Below are 14,746 nucleotides of genomic sequence, written 5' to 3'. Positions count from 1 at the left end.
TCCGGTTACCTATCCACTTCTCTGTACGTTTTATGCTCGCAAAACTCTTTCGCTCCGCCATTATTGGCGCGATCGTTGCGGGAATTCTGCTCGCGATCATGCCGTTGCTACGGTCAAATACCACACTGTTTTCCCGCTCACCCAGTATCCAGAGTGAGGATGTGCCGCTTAGCTACAATCAGGCCGTTCGCCGCGCAGCGCCTGCGGTGGTTAACGTCTATAGCCGAGAATCAAGCAGCGAGAACAACGGGGAACTGAATATTCGCCTGCTCGGATCTGGCGTGATCATGAGTGAAAAGGGCTACGTGCTGACCAATAATCACGTGATAAACAATATCGCGCAGTTGGTTATCTCGTTACAGGATGGCCGCGTCTATGAGGCCAGCGTGATTGGCACCGACAAGCTGACCGATCTGGCGGTGGTGAAAGTGGAAGCCGCCAACCTACCGGTTATCACCATCAACGAAAAACGCACGGCGCACATCGGTGATGTGGTGCTGGCTATCGGCAACCCTTACAACCTGGGGCAAACCGTTACTCAGGGCATTATCAGCGCCACCGGCCGCGTGGGGTTGAGTTTGATGGACGGCTCCGGTTCCAGCTTTGGCGGGCGTCAGAATTTCTTGCAAACCGATGCCTCCATCAACCACGGTAACTCTGGCGGTGCGTTGGTCAACACGCTGGGTGAACTGGTCGGCATCAATACACTGACCTTTGATAAAGGAAGCGACGGAGAAACGCCGGAGGGCATTGGCTTCGCCATTCCGGTAGCGCTGGCGACCAAGGTTATGGGAAAACTGATTCGTGATGGTCGTGTGATTCGCGGCTATATCGGCATTAACGGCGCGCAGGCGGAAGGATTGTCACCCAATAGCACACTGGACGGCAATAAACGGTTGCAAGGCGTGATCGTGATGAATGTCGAACCCGGTGGTCCGGCGGATAAAGGCGGCATGAAAAAAGGTGACGTGTTGCTAACCATGAACGGCAAGCCCGCCGTCTCAGTTATCGAAACCATGGATCAGGTGGCTGAAATTCGCCCCGGTACCGCCGTTCCAGTAGCCATTCGCCGTGGCGGCCAGGGGATGACGCTGTCGGTGACGATTCAGGAGTTTCCTGAGAGCTAACGTTACCAGTATGAGCAGCACCGCGGCTGCTCATACTGAAACGGGATTACGCGTCGTTGCCACTCACACGTTCGATGTTCGCACCCAGCCCACGCATTTTATCTTCAATGCGTTCGTAGCCGCGATCGATGTGATAGATACGATCAACGAGGGTTGTACCTTCCGCGATACACCCCGCCAGCACCAGACTGGCTGATGCACGCAGATCGGTCGCCATCACCTGAGCGCCAGAAAGCGTATCAACGCCGTGGCAGATCACGGTGTTACTCTCAATCTCTGCCTGCGCGCCCATACGAATCAGTTCCGGTACGTGCATAAAGCGGTTTTCAAAGATGGTTTCGGTGATAACACCGGTGCCTTCTGCCACCAGATTCAGCAGGCTAAACTGCGCTTGCATATCGGTCGGGAAGCCGGGATGCGGAGAGGTACGCACGGTAACCGCTTTCGGGCGTTTTCCATGCATATCCAGGCTGATCCAGTCCTCACCCACTTCGATATCTGCGCCTGCATCACGCAATTTTGCCAGCACGGCATCCAGCGTATCCGGACGCGTGTTGCGGCACACAATGCTGCCACGAGAGACCGCAGCGGCCACCAGGAACGTACCGGTTTCGATACGATCCGGCAGCACACGGTAAACGCCGCCACCCAGATGCTCGACGCCTTCGATAACGATCTTGTCGCTGCCGGCGCCAGTGATTTTGGCACCCATTGCGTTCAGGAAGCCCGCCGTATCAACAATTTCCGGCTCGCGCGAGGCGTTTTCGATAATGGTGGTGCCTTCCGCCAGCGTTGCCGCCGTCATGATGGTGACAGTTGCACCAACGCTGACTTTATCCATGACGAGATGCGCGCCCTGTAAACGCCCGTCAACCGTGGCTTTGACATATCCCTCTTCCAGCACGATCTTGGCACCCAACTGCCCCAATCCGGTAATGTGCAGATCGACCGGACGTGCGCCAATCGCGCAACCGCCAGGCAGTGAAACCTGCCCCTGACCGAAACGCGCGACCAGCGGCCCCAACGCCCAGATAGAAGCGCGCATGGTTTTCACCAGATCGTAAGGCGCGCAAAATACGTTAACGTCGCGGGCATCCACATGCACCGAACCGTTGCGCGTCACGTGAGCACCTAACTGGCTAAGCAGCTTCATCGTGGTATCGATATCACGCAGCTTGGGAACATTTTGGATTTCTACTGGCGCTTCCGCCAACAGGGCAGCGAACAGGATGGGCAGGGCGGCATTTTTCGCCCCGGAGATAGTGACTTCACCAGTGAGCCGGGTAGGACCCTGCACACGAAATTTGTCCATAGTTAAGGTTCTCAGTTTGCTAAAAGTATTCTAGGGCGCACTGCTCTCGCTTAAAAGCCGTTAAGCTTGCGATCTCGCTGCCATTCTTCCGGTGTATAGGCCTTGATGGAAAGCGCATGAATGCGGTTATCCGCAATGTACTCCATCAAGGGCGCGTATACGGTCTGCTGCTGTTCGACACGACGCATACCAGCAAAAATATCCCCCACGGCGACGACCTGAAAGTGGCTGCCATCGTCCGTTACGTGGACTTCTTGCAGTGCGAGTGCCTTCATCAGCACCTCTTCGATCTCGTTATTTTCCATCGCTCTCAATTCTGTATTCAGGGGGAGGATTATCAGCCGTGTATCTTAGATGAATACGCCGTTTTCTTAAACAAAGAAATCCCTCTTGGCGTAAGCTAAGAGGGATGTTTTCATCTATACGCGGTAAAGGTAAAGAAAAAAATCAAACGACAGGGATAATATCGTTGAGGTTATACAGCGCAATCAGCGTTTTTACCCGCTCACTGGCACCAGAAATCATGAAGGATGGCGTTGAACGGGTCTGCTGTTGATAGAGATGCACCAACAGCGCCAACCCCGCGGAATCCACTCGCTCCAGCGCTGCAATATCCAGCGCCTGCTTGCCCTTCAATAAGGTCTCACGCTGCTGCCAAAACTGCAGCAAGGAATCGCGATCCAAATCGCCGGACAGCGCCAGCGTCGAGTCTTGCGACGTCCAGCGCAGTGCCTCAGCCATTCTTCTGCTCCAGCGTAATCGGCTGACGAGCGGAAGCTTCCAACTGCTTGGTTAACCCATCAACACCCTGTTGACGCAAAATAGCTGCCCATTCGTTTTGCTTGGTGGTGATCATGCTCACCCCTTCAGCAATCATGTCGTAAGCCTGCCAGTTACCGGTCTGGCTGTTTTTACGCCATTGAAAATCCAAACGCACCGGTGGGCGTCCACCGTTATCGATAATGGTCACACGGATAGGAATGATATCAGCGCTGCCCAGCGGCTGTTCCGGCGCAATCTGGTAGTTCTGTCCATGATACAGCGCCAGCGCCTGACCGTAGGCTTGCGCTAAATAGGCTTCGAACGCCTTGAAATAGGCATCACGCTGCGCCGGCGTCGCTTCTTTGTAGTAGCGGCCCAGCACCAGCGCCCCTGCATAGCGAATCTGAACATACGGCAGCAGCTCTTCTTGCACGATTTGACGCAAGTAGTTCGGATCCTGCTTGATGCGTGGTTGTTCCGTTTTCAGACGCGTAAATGTCTTCTCCGCCGCATCGTTCATCAAACGATAAGGATTGGTTTGATCCGCCGCGCTGGCGAGAGGTGCCACGACCAGCAGTGCCACCATCAGTAAACGTTTTAACATGCAGATGTCCTCTTGATTATTGTGCTACGCCCGGCGCAGGAGCAGACGGCGCTGGCGTCAATGCCGGTTCGTTTTGCGGCACAGATTCCGTTTTTCCCGTATTGTCGGCGCTATCTCCCCCGCTCTTATAGAGGAATTGTCCGATTAAGTCTTCCAGCACCATGGCAGATTTGGTGTCCTGAATCACACCGCCATCGGCGAGGATCTTGGTGCCCATTTCTTCATCTTCGAAGCCGATATTCAGCGCCAGATACTGTTCGCCCAACAGCCCGGAGGTGCGGATCGCCAGCGAACTGGTGTCAGGAATATGGTCGTACCTGCGTTGGATATCCATGGCAACGCGCGGCAAATAGGTTTTGGTATCCAACGAAATATCAGCAACGCGACCAATCACCACGCCACCGACTTTTATCGGAGAACGCGCTTTCAGGCCGCCGATATTGTCAAAAGTGGCATACAACCGGTAGGTTTGTTCGCTGCCGATAGACTTCACGTCGGCGACTTTCAAACAGAGAAAAATAATGGCGCCCAAGGCGATCAACAGGAATACGCCAACCCAGATTTCACTTCGCTTTGTTTGCATCGACTCAGTTCCCAAACATCAGTGCTGTCAGCACAAAATCCAATCCCAATACCGCCAATGACGAATGCACTACCGTGCGCGTCGTCGCCCGGCTGATCCCCTCAGAGGTTGGGATCGCATCATAGCCGTTGAACAACGCAATCCAGGTCACGGTAATCGCAAATACCACACTTTTGATCACACAGTTCAGCAGATCCTTGCGCCACTCGACGGCGCCCTGCATCGCTGACCAAAAGAAGCCATCATCGATGCCCTTCCAACTCACCCCAACCAACGCGCCGCCCCAGATGCCGACCGCCACGAAGATGATCGTCAACATCGGCATGCTGATAAGTCCCGCCCAGAAGCGGGGGGCCACCACGCGCCGCAGCGGGTCTACCGCCATCATCCCCATACTGGAGAGCTGTTCAGTGGCTTTCATCAGGCCGATTTCCGCTGTCAGGGCCGAGCCAGCGCGGCCAGCAAACAACAGCGCGGTGACCACCGGCCCCAGTTCGCGCAGCAAAGAGAGCGCCACCATCATGCCCAAACTGGCCTCGGCGTTGTAGGTGGTCAGCACGATATACCCTTGCAGCCCCAACACCATACCGATAAAGAGGCCAGACACCAGGATGATCAACAGTGACTGAACCCCAACGCTGTGCAGTTGCTTGAGCAACAGCGGGCCTTGCTTGCGCAGTTCGGGACGGCCCACCAGCGCATTAAACAACATGAACCCGGCACGACCAAAGGCAGCACAGGACCGGATTCCCTGACGTCCCAACGACGCCAATGCTTCTCGTAGCATGAATTGATTAACTCCCGGAGCCTAACAGGCTGGTTTTGTAGTCACCAGCAGGAAAGCGAAATGGCGCGGGACCATCGGCAATGCCGTCAATAAATTGCCGTACCCGAGGATCGGTATTCGCACGCAGCGCCTCCACCGAGCCGTGCGCAACGATATGCTGATCCGCCACGATGTAGGCATAATCCGCGATGCTCAGCACTTCCGGCACGTCATGGGAGACCACAACGCAGGTGATACCCAGCGCATGGTTCAGTTCATCGATAAGCTTAACCAACACGCCCATGGTGATCGGATCCTGACCGACAAAGGGTTCGTCGAACATGATCATCTGTGGATCAAGCGCGATGGCACGGGCCAGTGCGGCACGGCGAGCCATCCCTCCAGAAAGCTCTGAAGGCATCAGATTAGCCGCACCGCGTAACCCGACCGCTTCCAGTTTCATCAGCACCGTGCTGCGTAACAGCGTTTCGGGCAGTTGGGTGTGTTCCCGCAGTGGCCAAGCCACGTTCTCAAACACCGTAAGATCGGTGAACAACGCGCCAGATTGGAACAACATGCTCATCTTCTTACGCACGTCATACAATCGGGAACGGGAGAGCGTTGGTATATTCTCTCCGTCAAACCAGATCTCGCCGCTGTCCGGTTGAAGCTGACCGCCAATCAGGCGCAGCAATGTGGTTTTACCGATACCGGAGGGCCCCATGATAGCGGTGACTTTCCCTTTGGGTACGGTTAACGAAACATCGGTGAAAATGGGCCTCTCGCCACGCGAAAAATTGAGCCCACGAATTTCAACCAGATGAGTAGCATCTTGGTTCATGCGATCTTTTCCTTCACTCACTCCCCTTGACGATCGTCGCTGTTATACGTCCATGACGTGCAACAACCGTTGCATTTCCTATCAAGCTTAACGGCAGGTTTCAGGCAAAGCACGAGTTTTACAAAATATTACCGACAATTCTTACCGAAAAGGGCGGGTTCTGGCTGCCATAGGTTTTACTTTTTCTGCCCAGACAGTCAAAATTACCCCTCTACGATGCAACGCAATTTTTGCTCGACATTCGTCCGCGCACCGCTTCATTGCCTTATGAGCCGGTGATTATACCCGAATATAAGGACGCTGCATGCTTTTTGCGATAGTTCTGCTGGTTATTGGCCTGTTTCTCTTGGTTTATGGTGCTGACCGTTTGGTTTATGGCGCAGCCGTTCTTGCCCGTGTGTGGGGCGTTTCTCCTTTGATTATCGGCGTGATGATTGTTGGCATCGGCACGTCACTGCCAGAATTGGCTGTGTCGGTAACAGCGGGTCTGAACCAGCAAATGGACATGGAGGTCGGTAACGTGTTGGGTTTGAATATCGCCAATATCATGCTAATCCTCGGCAGTGCTGCCCTGATTCGCCCCTTAACCTTTCGCTCCGATCTGCTGCGGCGTGAGCTGCTCCCCATGCTGTTGATCACGCTGTTCAGCGGCGGTGTGCTTTACAATGGCTATATCAGTCGGCTTGATGGCGCATGCTGCTCGCGGCGGCGGGTGCCTGGATCGTGCTAATGCTGCGCATGGCGCGTCAGGCGCAACAGAACGGCAGTGACAGGCTGACACGCGAACAATTGGCGGAGCTGCCGCAGGCACAGGCTGACGGTAACCAGACGGTTGCCGTCCTCTGGTTGCTGCTGGGATTGATTATTTTGCCGATGGCGGCGCGTATCGTGATTGACAATGCAACGGTGATTGCACGTCATTTCGCCCTTGATGAGTTGACCATCGGGCTGACAGTGCTGGCGATTGGCACCAGCCTGCCGGAACTGGCTACCGCCATCGTCGGCACGCTGAAAAAAGAGGATGATATCGCGCTGGGTAACCTGATTGGGTCGAACGTCTTCAATCTGGTTATCGTGCTTGGTGTTCCGGCACTGCTGTCACCCTGCGCGGTGAACCCACTGGCATTTCAACGCGATTACGGCGTGATGCTGGGAGCGAGCCTGCTGCTGACGCTGCTCTGTCTGCGCAAAAAGCGCTCTATCGGACAAGGTGCTGGCGCGCTGTTACTGTGTATGTTTATTGCTTACCTTGCAACGCTGTTTTTGCTGTACTAGCGGCGCACGACCCGTTTTCTTGGAAAACTCAAATAGTCAGGATTAACCGTTATGTCCAACGTTGAACAACAGCCCGATTTCGATTTTCAACAGGCAGGCCGACATGTGCTCGCCATCGAACGCGACGGGTTGGCACATCTGGACCAGTATATCGATGACAACTTCACTCGCGCTTGTCGCACCATGTTCCATTGCCAGGGCAAAGTGGTGGTAATGGGAATGGGGAAATCCGGGCATATCGGGTGCAAGATGGCGGCGACCTTCGCCAGCACCGGCACCCCCTCGTTTTTTGTCCATCCCGGCGATGCCAGCCACGGTGACCTCGGCATGATCACCGCACAAGATATCGTGATCGCCATATCCAACTCGGGTGAGTCCAATGAAATTCTGGCACTGATCCCGGTGCTCAAACGTCTGGGCGTATTTCTGATTTGCATCACCAGCAATCCGGAAAGCACCATGGGTAAAGCCGCTGATATTCATCTCTGTGTCCATGTGCCACAGGAAGCCTGTCCGTTGGGGCTCGCTCCCACTTCCAGCACTACGGCCACACTGGTGATGGGCGATGCGCTTGCTGTTGCCTTGTTGCAGGCGCGGGGTTTCACCGCAGAAGATTTTGCCCTTTCTCACCCTGGCGGCGCACTGGGCCGCAAACTTTTGCTGCGCGTTGCGGATATCATGCATACCGGAGACGAGATCCCCCACGTTACCCGAGACGCGTCGTTGCGTGATGCGCTGGTGGAGATCACCCGCAAGAGTTTCGGTATGACCGTGATTTGCGCGCCGGACATGATGATCGAAGGCATCTTCACCGACGGTGACCTGCGCCGCATCTTCGATATGCAGGTCAACCTCAATGATGCGCGTATCGCCGATCTGATGACCGCAGGCGGCATTCGGGTCACCCCCAATACGTTGGCGGTGGATGCGCTGAATCTGATGCAGTCGCGCCATATTACGTCGCTGCTGGTGACACAATCTGATCGACTGGTCGGTATTGTCCATATGCATGATATGCTGCGCGCTGGCGTGGTGTGATAGTCAACGGGATCGTCTTTCTGGCGCTCCCTAAAGAAAGAAGGGTGACATCAAGGAGATGTGTTTATGAATAACCCCCAAGCGCAAACCGCCACCTGCTACGGCCCCGTCGCGGATCGAGTATTGGAAAAGGCGCAAGCCATCAAATTGCTGATTTGTGATGTTGACGGTGTGCTCTCCGACGGCCTTATCTACATGGGCAATCAAGGGGAAGAACTGAAGGCGTTTAACGTACGCGATGGTTATGGTATTCGCTGTCTGCTAACGTCCGGCATTGAGGTCGCCATCATTACCGTGCGCTCTGCGCCGCTGGTGGAAGACCGCTGCCGCACGCTGGGTATCACCCATCTTTATCAGGGACAGTCAGATAAGGTTTTTGCCTTCCGTGAACTGTTAGATACACTGTCGCTTAACGCCGATCAGGTTGCCTATATTGGTGACGATTTGATTGACTGGCCGGTGATGGCACAGATAGGCCTTAGCGTCGCCGTGGCAGATGCACACCCTTTGCTGCTGCCCAAGGCAGACTACGTGACCAAAATTGCTGGTGGGCGCGGTGCGGTACGTGAACTGTGCGACCTTATCCTGCTGGCACAGGGTAAGCTGGACGACGCCAAAGTGCTATCGATATGAAGATATCGTCACGGCAAGGGTGCTATCGCCGCCCGCTTGTCGGGGTACAAGTTTGTTACGGCATGAGTTTGCGATGACCATGAGTACGTTTTTATTATGAATAAGACGAAGCGTTGGCTAACCGCGCTATTGGCGCTCATTGTATTGATTCTGATTGGCTGGAACCTGACGGATCAGGACAGCGCGCCACAAACGGAAACCCAGGATAATGCGGTGCCGACCTACACCAGCGATGAAACCACCACGCGCGTGTTTAACCCGCAGGGTGGTCTGAACTATCGACTCGTGGCGCAGAGAGTGGAGTATTTTAACGCGGAACAGCTCACCTGGTTTACCGCGCCTGTCGCTACGCTGTTTAACGAACAGGGTATCGCCACCTGGTCGGTGCAAGCTGACCGCTCCAAGCTGACCAAAGATAAAATGTTGTTCTTATACGGGCATGTGGAAGTCAACAGTCTGACCAATGACTCACAATTACGGCAGATAAAAACCGATAATGCGCAAGTTAACCTAGTGACACAGGACATCGCCTCCGATGATGAGGTGACACTGTACGGAGCCAGCTTCCTCTCTAATGGGATGAAAATGCGCGGTAATTTGCGTAACAAAACTGCCGAATTGATTGAAAAGGTAAAAACCTCTTATGAAATTCAACACCGATAATGCCTGGCCTCATGCGGCCATTGCCAGCGCCCTGTTAGCAGCAAGCCTGCCTACCCTTGCTGTGACAGGAGACACCAGTCAGCCGATTCACATTGATTCCGCTCATCAGTCATTGGACATGCAGGGCAATACCGTCACGTTTACCGGCAATGTTACGGTCAAACAAGGCACCATTGATGTGAAGGCCGATAAAGTCGTGGTCACGCGCACACAAGGATCGCAGGGCCAGGAAGTGATTGAAGCCTTTGGTAATCCGGTCACCTTCTACCAGATGCAAGACAATGGCAAGCCGGTGAAAGGCCGCGCACAGAAAGTGCGCCATGAACTGGCACAGGATAAGATCACGCTGACGGGTAACGCGTATCTGGAACAACTGGATAGCAACGTGAAAGGCGATCGCATCACCTATCTTGTGAAACAGCAACAGATGGAGGCGGTGGGTGATAAAGGCGGGCGAGTAACCACCGTGCTGGTGCCCTCACAGCTACAGGAAAAGAACGGCAAGGCCGCCGCTCCCTCGTCTCAAAAAGACAAGCAGCAACCACAGGCAACTGAATAACCTATGGCAATATTAATCGCAGAAAACCTGGCGAAGGCCTACAAGGGACGTCGCGTGGTCGAAAACGTAAGTTTAACGGTCAACTCCGGTGAAATCGTCGGGTTGCTCGGGCCGAATGGTGCGGGAAAAACCACGACATTTTATATGGTTGTCGGCATTGTCCAGCGCGATTCAGGGCGGATAGTGATTGATGATGAAGAGATAAGCTTGCTGCCTTTGCACGAACGCGCGCGCCGCGGCATCGGCTATTTGCCGCAGGAAGCCTCGATCTTTCGCCGTTTGAGCGTCTATGACAACCTGATGGCAGTCTTGCAGATTCGCAAAGACCTGACGCCGGAGCAGCAGGACGATCGCGCCAATGAGTTAATGGAAGAATTCCATATTATTCATTTACGCGATAGTCTGGGACAATCCTTGTCTGGCGGCGAACGTCGTCGCGTAGAGATCGCTCGCGCACTGGCGGCCAATCCCAAATTTATTTTGCTGGATGAACCCTTTGCCGGTGTCGATCCGATTTCAGTGCTCGACATAAAAAAAATCATTGAGCACCTGCGCGACAGCGGCCTGGGCGTGCTGATTACCGATCACAACGTGCGTGAAACGTTGGATGTGTGCGAACGCGCCTATATCGTCAGTCAGGGGCAGCTTATTTCCCACGGTTCACCCAGCGAAATCTTGGAGGATGAGCAGGTGAAACGCGTCTATCTGGGCGAAGGCTTCCGACTTTGATACTGTAACGTTTGCAATGGGCGCTCCATTTAAGGGAAAGTGACACGAGTTATGAAGCAAGGTTTGCAACTCAGGCTAAGTCAACAGCTGGCCATGACGCCACAACTTCAGCAGGCGATCCGTCTGCTTCAGTTGTCTACGCTTGAACTCCAGCAAGAGATCCAGCAAGCGCTGGAAAGCAACCCGTTGCTTGAACAAACCGATAGCCACGATGAAATCGATGCTCAGGAAACGAGCGACAGCGAATCACTGGATACGCGCGACGCCCTTGAGCAAAAAGATATGCCGGAAGAGCTGCCGCTGGACGCCACCTGGGATGAAATCTACTCTGCAGGCACGCCTTCGGGCACCGGCACCGATTACCGCGACGAAGAGCTGCCTGTCTATCAGGGTGAAACTACGCAAACCTTGCAGGATTACCTGATGTGGCAGGTAGAGTTGACGCCGTTTTCCAACACCGATGCGGCTATTGCTACGTCGATTGTCGATGCGGTGGACACCACAGGCTATCTGACCGTTCCGTTGGAAGACATTCTCGAGAGCATCGGCGACGATGACGTGACGATTGAGGAAGTGGAAGCGGTGTTAAAACGTGTGCAACGTTTTGACCCGGTCGGCGTGGCAGCGCGTGATTTGCGCGATTGCCTGCAAATCCAGCTGTCTCAGTTTGCCCCCGAAACCCCGTGGCTTGCGGAAGCCAAGCTTATCGTCAATGAATACCTCGATTTGCTGGCCAACCATGATTTTCGCACGCTGATCCGCGCTAGCCGTATTAAAGAGGATGCTCCGAAAGAGGCGCTGGCACTGATTCAGTCACTCGACCCGCGTCCGGGCCAATCGATCAATACCGGCGAGTCGGAGTATGTGATCCCCGACGTGCTGGTGCGCAAGCATCAAGACCGCTGGGTGGTGGAACTCAACACCGACAGCGTGCCGCGCCTGCAAGTCAACCAGCAGTATGCCGCACTCGGTCACAGCGCGCGTAACGACAGTGACAGCCAGTTTATCCGCAGCCACCTGCAAGAGGCACGCTGGCTGATAAAAAGTCTGGAGAGCCGCAACGACACGCTGCTTAAGGTCACGCGCTGCATTGTGGAACAACAGCAGGATTTCTTTGATAAAGGTGAAGAGTTTATGAAACCCATGGTGCTGGCGGATATCGCTCAGGCTGTGGATATGCATGAATCCACCATCTCACGCGTCACAACACAGAAATTTCTTCACAGCCCACGTGGCATTTTCGAACTAAAATATTTCTTCTCCAGCCATGTAAATACCGACAGCGGCGGTGAGGCATCATCCACCGCTATTCGGGCGCTGGTGAAAAAATTGATCGCGGCGGAAAACCCCGGCAAGCCCTTGAGCGATAGCAAGCTGACAACGCTGCTCTCCGATCAGGGGATCATTGTCGCGCGGCGTACCGTCGCAAAGTACCGAGAGTCTTTATCCATCCCGCCGTCAAACCAGCGTAAGCAGTTGGTTTGATTTCTACAGAGAAGGAAGACGCTATGCAGCTGAATATCACCGGACACCACATCGAGATCACACCCGCATTACGCGAGTTCGTTAACACAAAATTTGTCAAGCTGGAGCAATACTTTGATCGCATCAACCAGATCAACGTGGTGCTCAAGGTGGAGAAAGTGGAGCAAATTGCCGATGCTACTCTGTTCGTTAATGGCGGTGAGCTGCATGCCACATCCGAATCTGAAGACATGTATGCCGCCATCGACCTGTTGATCGACAAACTGGCGCGTCAGTTAAATAAACACAAGGACAAACTCAAACAGCACTGATCGTCATCTCCGCCTCCGGGCGCAGGGAATACGCCTCTGGCACAACGTCAGAGGCGTGAAGAGATGAGCGGGCCGTTAAGTGAACACACCATGAATAACGATCCCATTTTGCAACTCAGCGCGGTATTACGCCAAGAGTGCACCCGCAGCACCGTTCATTGCCAAAGCAAGAAACGGGCGTTGGAAATCATCAGCGAGTTGGCAGCCAGACAGCTAAACCTTCCGACTCCGCTGATCTTCGAGGCATTGCTGACGCGCGAGAGAATGGGCAGTACCGGTGTTGGCGGCGGTATCGCAATCCCCCACGGAAAACTCGATGATGATAACGCCTTGGGCGCCACCGGGGTCTTTATCCAGCTTGAACGGCCAATATCTTTTGATGCTATTGATAATCAAGGCGTAGACTTGCTTTTTGCCTTGCTGGTTCCCGCAGAACAATGTAAAACCCATCTACATACGCTGTCGCTTGTCGCCAAACGTCTGGCTGACAAAAGTGTGTGTCGGCGTTTACGGGCAGCACAGAGTGATGAAGAGCTTTACCAAATTATGATTGAAGGGGATTAATCCCCGGTAGAAAGCGAGCGACATTCAGACATTCGCGCTACGATGTGCGTCATACAGATGAATCACTCGGTCAGGGTGTAACAAAAGAAGGCTATAGCCGGAGGGGAGTCGTCGGATGGTGCTGATGATTGTCAGTGGTCGCTCAGGTTCAGGAAAATCTGTGGCCCTGCGCGCCCTGGAAGATATGGGCTTTTATTGCGTGGACAACCTGCCCGTGGTGTTGCTGCCGGAACTGGCAAACACGCTGGCACAACGTGATATCTCGGCAGCGGTCAGTATAGACGTGCGCAACATGCCAGAATCGCCGGAAATCTTCGAGCACGCCATGGATCAGTTGCCGCCCAGTTTTGCGCCGCAACTGCTGTTTCTGGATGCCGATCGTAATACGCTGATTCGCCGTTACAGCGACACGCGCCGTTTGCACCCCCTTTCCAGCAAAAATCTTTCGCTGGAAAGCGCCATCGATGAAGAGAACGACCTGCTGGAGCCGTTGCGTTCTCGTGCCGATCTGATCATCGATACCTCTGAAATGTCAGTGCATGAACTGGCGGAAATGCTGCGTACTCGGCTGTTGGGCAAACGCGAGCGTGAGCTGACCATGGTGTTCGAATCCTTTGGTTACAAGCACGGCATTCCCATCGATGCGGATTACGTGTTTGATGTGCGCTTCCTGCCTAACCCCCACTGGGACCCGAAATTGCGTCCGATGACCGGGCTGGACAAGCCGGTTGCCGCGTTCCTCGACCGCCATACGGAAGTGCACAATTTTATTTACCAGACTCGCAGCTATCTGGAACTGTGGCTGCCAATGCTGGAAACCAACAACCGCAGCTACCTGACGGTAGCCATTGGCTGTACCGGCGGCAAACACCGTTCCGTCTATGTGGCTGAGCAACTGGCAGACTATTTTCGCTCGCGCGGCAAAAACGTACAGTCCCGCCACCGCACGCTGGAAAAACGTAAATAATGACCGTCACACACACCGTCATCGTCAGGAATAAGCTAGGCATGCACACTCGTCCAGCGATGAAACTGTTTGAGCTGGTGCAACGCTTTTATGCCGAAGTGATGCTGCGTAACGAAAGCGGCGTTGAGGCGGAAGCCAGCAGCGCAGATGAGGCCGCCGCACTGGCTGCGGTGATTGAGTTATTCGAAGCCGGGTTTGATGAAGAATAACACGCGACAATAATCCCAAAAATCGACAATGCCATAGGTAATAACGCTACCTTACGGTATAACTTCGTAACAAGTTATCTCTCATTTTTATCAACACCCCCGCGTCGCTGGCGCGGGGGTGTTGTTTTATAAATGCGGTGGACTTTTTCTCTTGATATTGTTTTTTCATATATGCAGCGGCTTTGTTGAATAAATAGAACTTTTGGGTAATCATCGGAGCAGATCACCACAGTTGTTTCAAAATCAGGTCTCCATGGCAAAACAAAATTTTAAAATCACCAACTGGCACTCTTATAACAAGGCCCTCAAGCAGCGCGG

Annotated in this window: 19 protein-coding genes and 1 pseudogene; 12 read left to right on the top strand and 8 right to left on the bottom strand. The window is 54.0% G+C overall.

The annotated features are described in order from the left end of the window. The first annotated feature begins 32 nt into the window (after positions 1 to 32). The gene (degS, locus tag QZ506_RS15360) at positions 33 to 1,127 is read left to right on the top strand and encodes an outer membrane-stress sensor serine endopeptidase DegS (protein WP_291972215.1); all 1,095 of its coding nucleotides are present in this window, start codon (positions 33 to 35) and stop codon (positions 1,125 to 1,127) included. 46 nt (positions 1,128 to 1,173) lie between these two features. Here degS and murA read toward each other — a convergent pair whose 3' ends face one another. From murA to mlaF, 7 genes are all read right to left on the bottom strand, one after another. Next, positions 1,174 to 2,439, bottom strand: a complete 1,266-nt coding sequence (murA, locus tag QZ506_RS15355; protein WP_291972213.1) for a UDP-N-acetylglucosamine 1-carboxyvinyltransferase — start codon at positions 2,437 to 2,439, stop codon at positions 1,174 to 1,176. 50 nt (positions 2,440 to 2,489) lie between these two features. Then, a complete protein-coding gene (gene ibaG, locus QZ506_RS15350) occupies positions 2,490 to 2,744 on the bottom strand; it encodes a BolA family iron metabolism protein IbaG (RefSeq protein WP_291972212.1) in 255 nt (84 codons plus the stop codon). A 142-nt stretch (positions 2,745 to 2,886) separates the two neighbouring features. Beyond that, positions 2,887 to 3,180 carry a lipid asymmetry maintenance protein MlaB gene (gene mlaB / locus QZ506_RS15345; protein WP_291972211.1) on the bottom strand — a complete coding sequence of 98 codons (294 nt, stop codon included), beginning with the start codon at positions 3,178 to 3,180 and terminating at the stop codon, positions 2,887 to 2,889. Continuing rightward, the gene (mlaC, locus tag QZ506_RS15340) at positions 3,173 to 3,805 is read right to left on the bottom strand and encodes a phospholipid-binding protein MlaC (protein ID WP_195314286.1); all 633 of its coding nucleotides are present in this window, start codon (positions 3,803 to 3,805) and stop codon (positions 3,173 to 3,175) included. The genes mlaB and mlaC overlap by 8 nt, the downstream gene beginning before the upstream one ends. A 16-nt stretch (positions 3,806 to 3,821) precedes the next feature. Then, positions 3,822 to 4,388 carry an outer membrane lipid asymmetry maintenance protein MlaD gene (gene mlaD, locus QZ506_RS15335; protein WP_291972208.1) on the bottom strand — a complete coding sequence of 189 codons (567 nt, stop codon included), beginning with the start codon at positions 4,386 to 4,388 and terminating at the stop codon, positions 3,822 to 3,824. A 4-nt stretch (positions 4,389 to 4,392) separates the two neighbouring features. Further along, positions 4,393 to 5,175, bottom strand: coding sequence for a lipid asymmetry maintenance ABC transporter permease subunit MlaE (gene mlaE / locus QZ506_RS15330; RefSeq protein ID WP_291972206.1), 783 nt, complete (start codon positions 5,173 to 5,175; stop codon positions 4,393 to 4,395). A gap of 7 nt (positions 5,176 to 5,182) precedes the next feature. Then, the gene (gene mlaF / locus QZ506_RS15325) at positions 5,183 to 5,995 is read right to left on the bottom strand and encodes a phospholipid ABC transporter ATP-binding protein MlaF (protein WP_291972204.1); all 813 of its coding nucleotides are present in this window, start codon (positions 5,993 to 5,995) and stop codon (positions 5,183 to 5,185) included. Between the two features lie 304 nt (positions 5,996 to 6,299). Between mlaF and QZ506_RS15320 the strand changes: the two are divergent. The 11 genes and pseudogenes from QZ506_RS15320 to QZ506_RS15270 all read left to right on the top strand — a co-directional run bounded on the left by QZ506_RS15320 (position 6,300) and on the right by QZ506_RS15270 (position 14,428). Further along, positions 6,300 to 7,270: pseudogene (locus tag QZ506_RS15320) on the top strand (calcium/sodium antiporter). Positions 7,271 to 7,321: 51 nt separating this feature from the next. Further along, on the top strand, positions 7,322 to 8,308 hold the full coding sequence (gene kdsD / locus QZ506_RS15315; RefSeq protein ID WP_291972202.1) for an arabinose-5-phosphate isomerase KdsD: 987 nt from the start codon (positions 7,322 to 7,324) through the stop codon (positions 8,306 to 8,308). A gap of 66 nt (positions 8,309 to 8,374) precedes the next feature. Then, complete coding sequence (kdsC, locus tag QZ506_RS15310; protein ID WP_291972201.1) at positions 8,375 to 8,941, top strand: 3-deoxy-manno-octulosonate-8-phosphatase KdsC; 567 nt, start codon at positions 8,375 to 8,377, stop codon at positions 8,939 to 8,941. Between the two features lie 96 nt (positions 8,942 to 9,037). Continuing rightward, on the top strand, positions 9,038 to 9,604 hold the full coding sequence (gene lptC, locus QZ506_RS15305) for an LPS export ABC transporter periplasmic protein LptC (RefSeq protein WP_291972199.1): 567 nt from the start codon (positions 9,038 to 9,040) through the stop codon (positions 9,602 to 9,604). Further along, positions 9,585 to 10,163: a lipopolysaccharide ABC transporter substrate-binding protein LptA gene (gene lptA, locus QZ506_RS15300; protein ID WP_291972197.1), complete on the top strand. Its 579-nt coding sequence runs from the start codon at positions 9,585 to 9,587 to the stop codon at positions 10,161 to 10,163. The genes lptC and lptA overlap by 20 nt, the downstream gene beginning before the upstream one ends. 3 nt (positions 10,164 to 10,166) lie before the next feature. Beyond that, entirely contained in the window at positions 10,167 to 10,892 is a 726-nt protein-coding gene (gene lptB, locus QZ506_RS15295; RefSeq protein ID WP_291972195.1) for an LPS export ABC transporter ATP-binding protein, read from the top strand. 51 nt (positions 10,893 to 10,943) lie between these two features. Next, positions 10,944 to 12,377 carry an RNA polymerase factor sigma-54 gene (gene rpoN, locus QZ506_RS15290; protein WP_291972193.1) on the top strand — a complete coding sequence of 478 codons (1,434 nt, stop codon included), beginning with the start codon at positions 10,944 to 10,946 and terminating at the stop codon, positions 12,375 to 12,377. 23 nt (positions 12,378 to 12,400) lie between these two features. Continuing rightward, positions 12,401 to 12,688 carry a ribosome hibernation promoting factor gene (hpf, locus tag QZ506_RS15285; protein WP_291972191.1) on the top strand — a complete coding sequence of 96 codons (288 nt, stop codon included), beginning with the start codon at positions 12,401 to 12,403 and terminating at the stop codon, positions 12,686 to 12,688. A gap of 90 nt (positions 12,689 to 12,778) precedes the next feature. Beyond that, on the top strand, positions 12,779 to 13,252 hold the full coding sequence (gene ptsN, locus QZ506_RS15280) for a PTS IIA-like nitrogen regulatory protein PtsN (RefSeq protein ID WP_291972239.1): 474 nt from the start codon (positions 12,779 to 12,781) through the stop codon (positions 13,250 to 13,252). 115 nt (positions 13,253 to 13,367) lie between these two features. Next, entirely contained in the window at positions 13,368 to 14,219 is an 852-nt protein-coding gene (rapZ, locus tag QZ506_RS15275; RefSeq protein WP_195314274.1) for an RNase adapter RapZ, read from the top strand. Beyond that, a complete protein-coding gene (locus tag QZ506_RS15270) occupies positions 14,219 to 14,428 on the top strand; it encodes an HPr family phosphocarrier protein (RefSeq protein ID WP_291972187.1) in 210 nt (69 codons plus the stop codon). Before rapZ ends, QZ506_RS15270 begins: the two co-directional genes overlap by 1 nt. A gap of 74 nt (positions 14,429 to 14,502) precedes the next feature. Here QZ506_RS15270 and QZ506_RS15265 read toward each other — a convergent pair whose 3' ends face one another. Continuing rightward, the gene (locus QZ506_RS15265) at positions 14,503 to 14,658 is read right to left on the bottom strand and encodes a hypothetical protein (protein WP_291972185.1); all 156 of its coding nucleotides are present in this window, start codon (positions 14,656 to 14,658) and stop codon (positions 14,503 to 14,505) included. Positions 14,659 to 14,746: the final 88 nt, after the last annotated feature.

It is taken from the genome of Candidatus Symbiopectobacterium sp. (genome assembly GCF_020054415.1).
Lineage (GTDB): Bacteria > Pseudomonadota > Gammaproteobacteria > Enterobacterales > Enterobacteriaceae > Symbiopectobacterium.
Note: the sequence above shows the minus strand (reverse complement) of the source record. Positions and strands in the feature narration are given on the sequence as shown.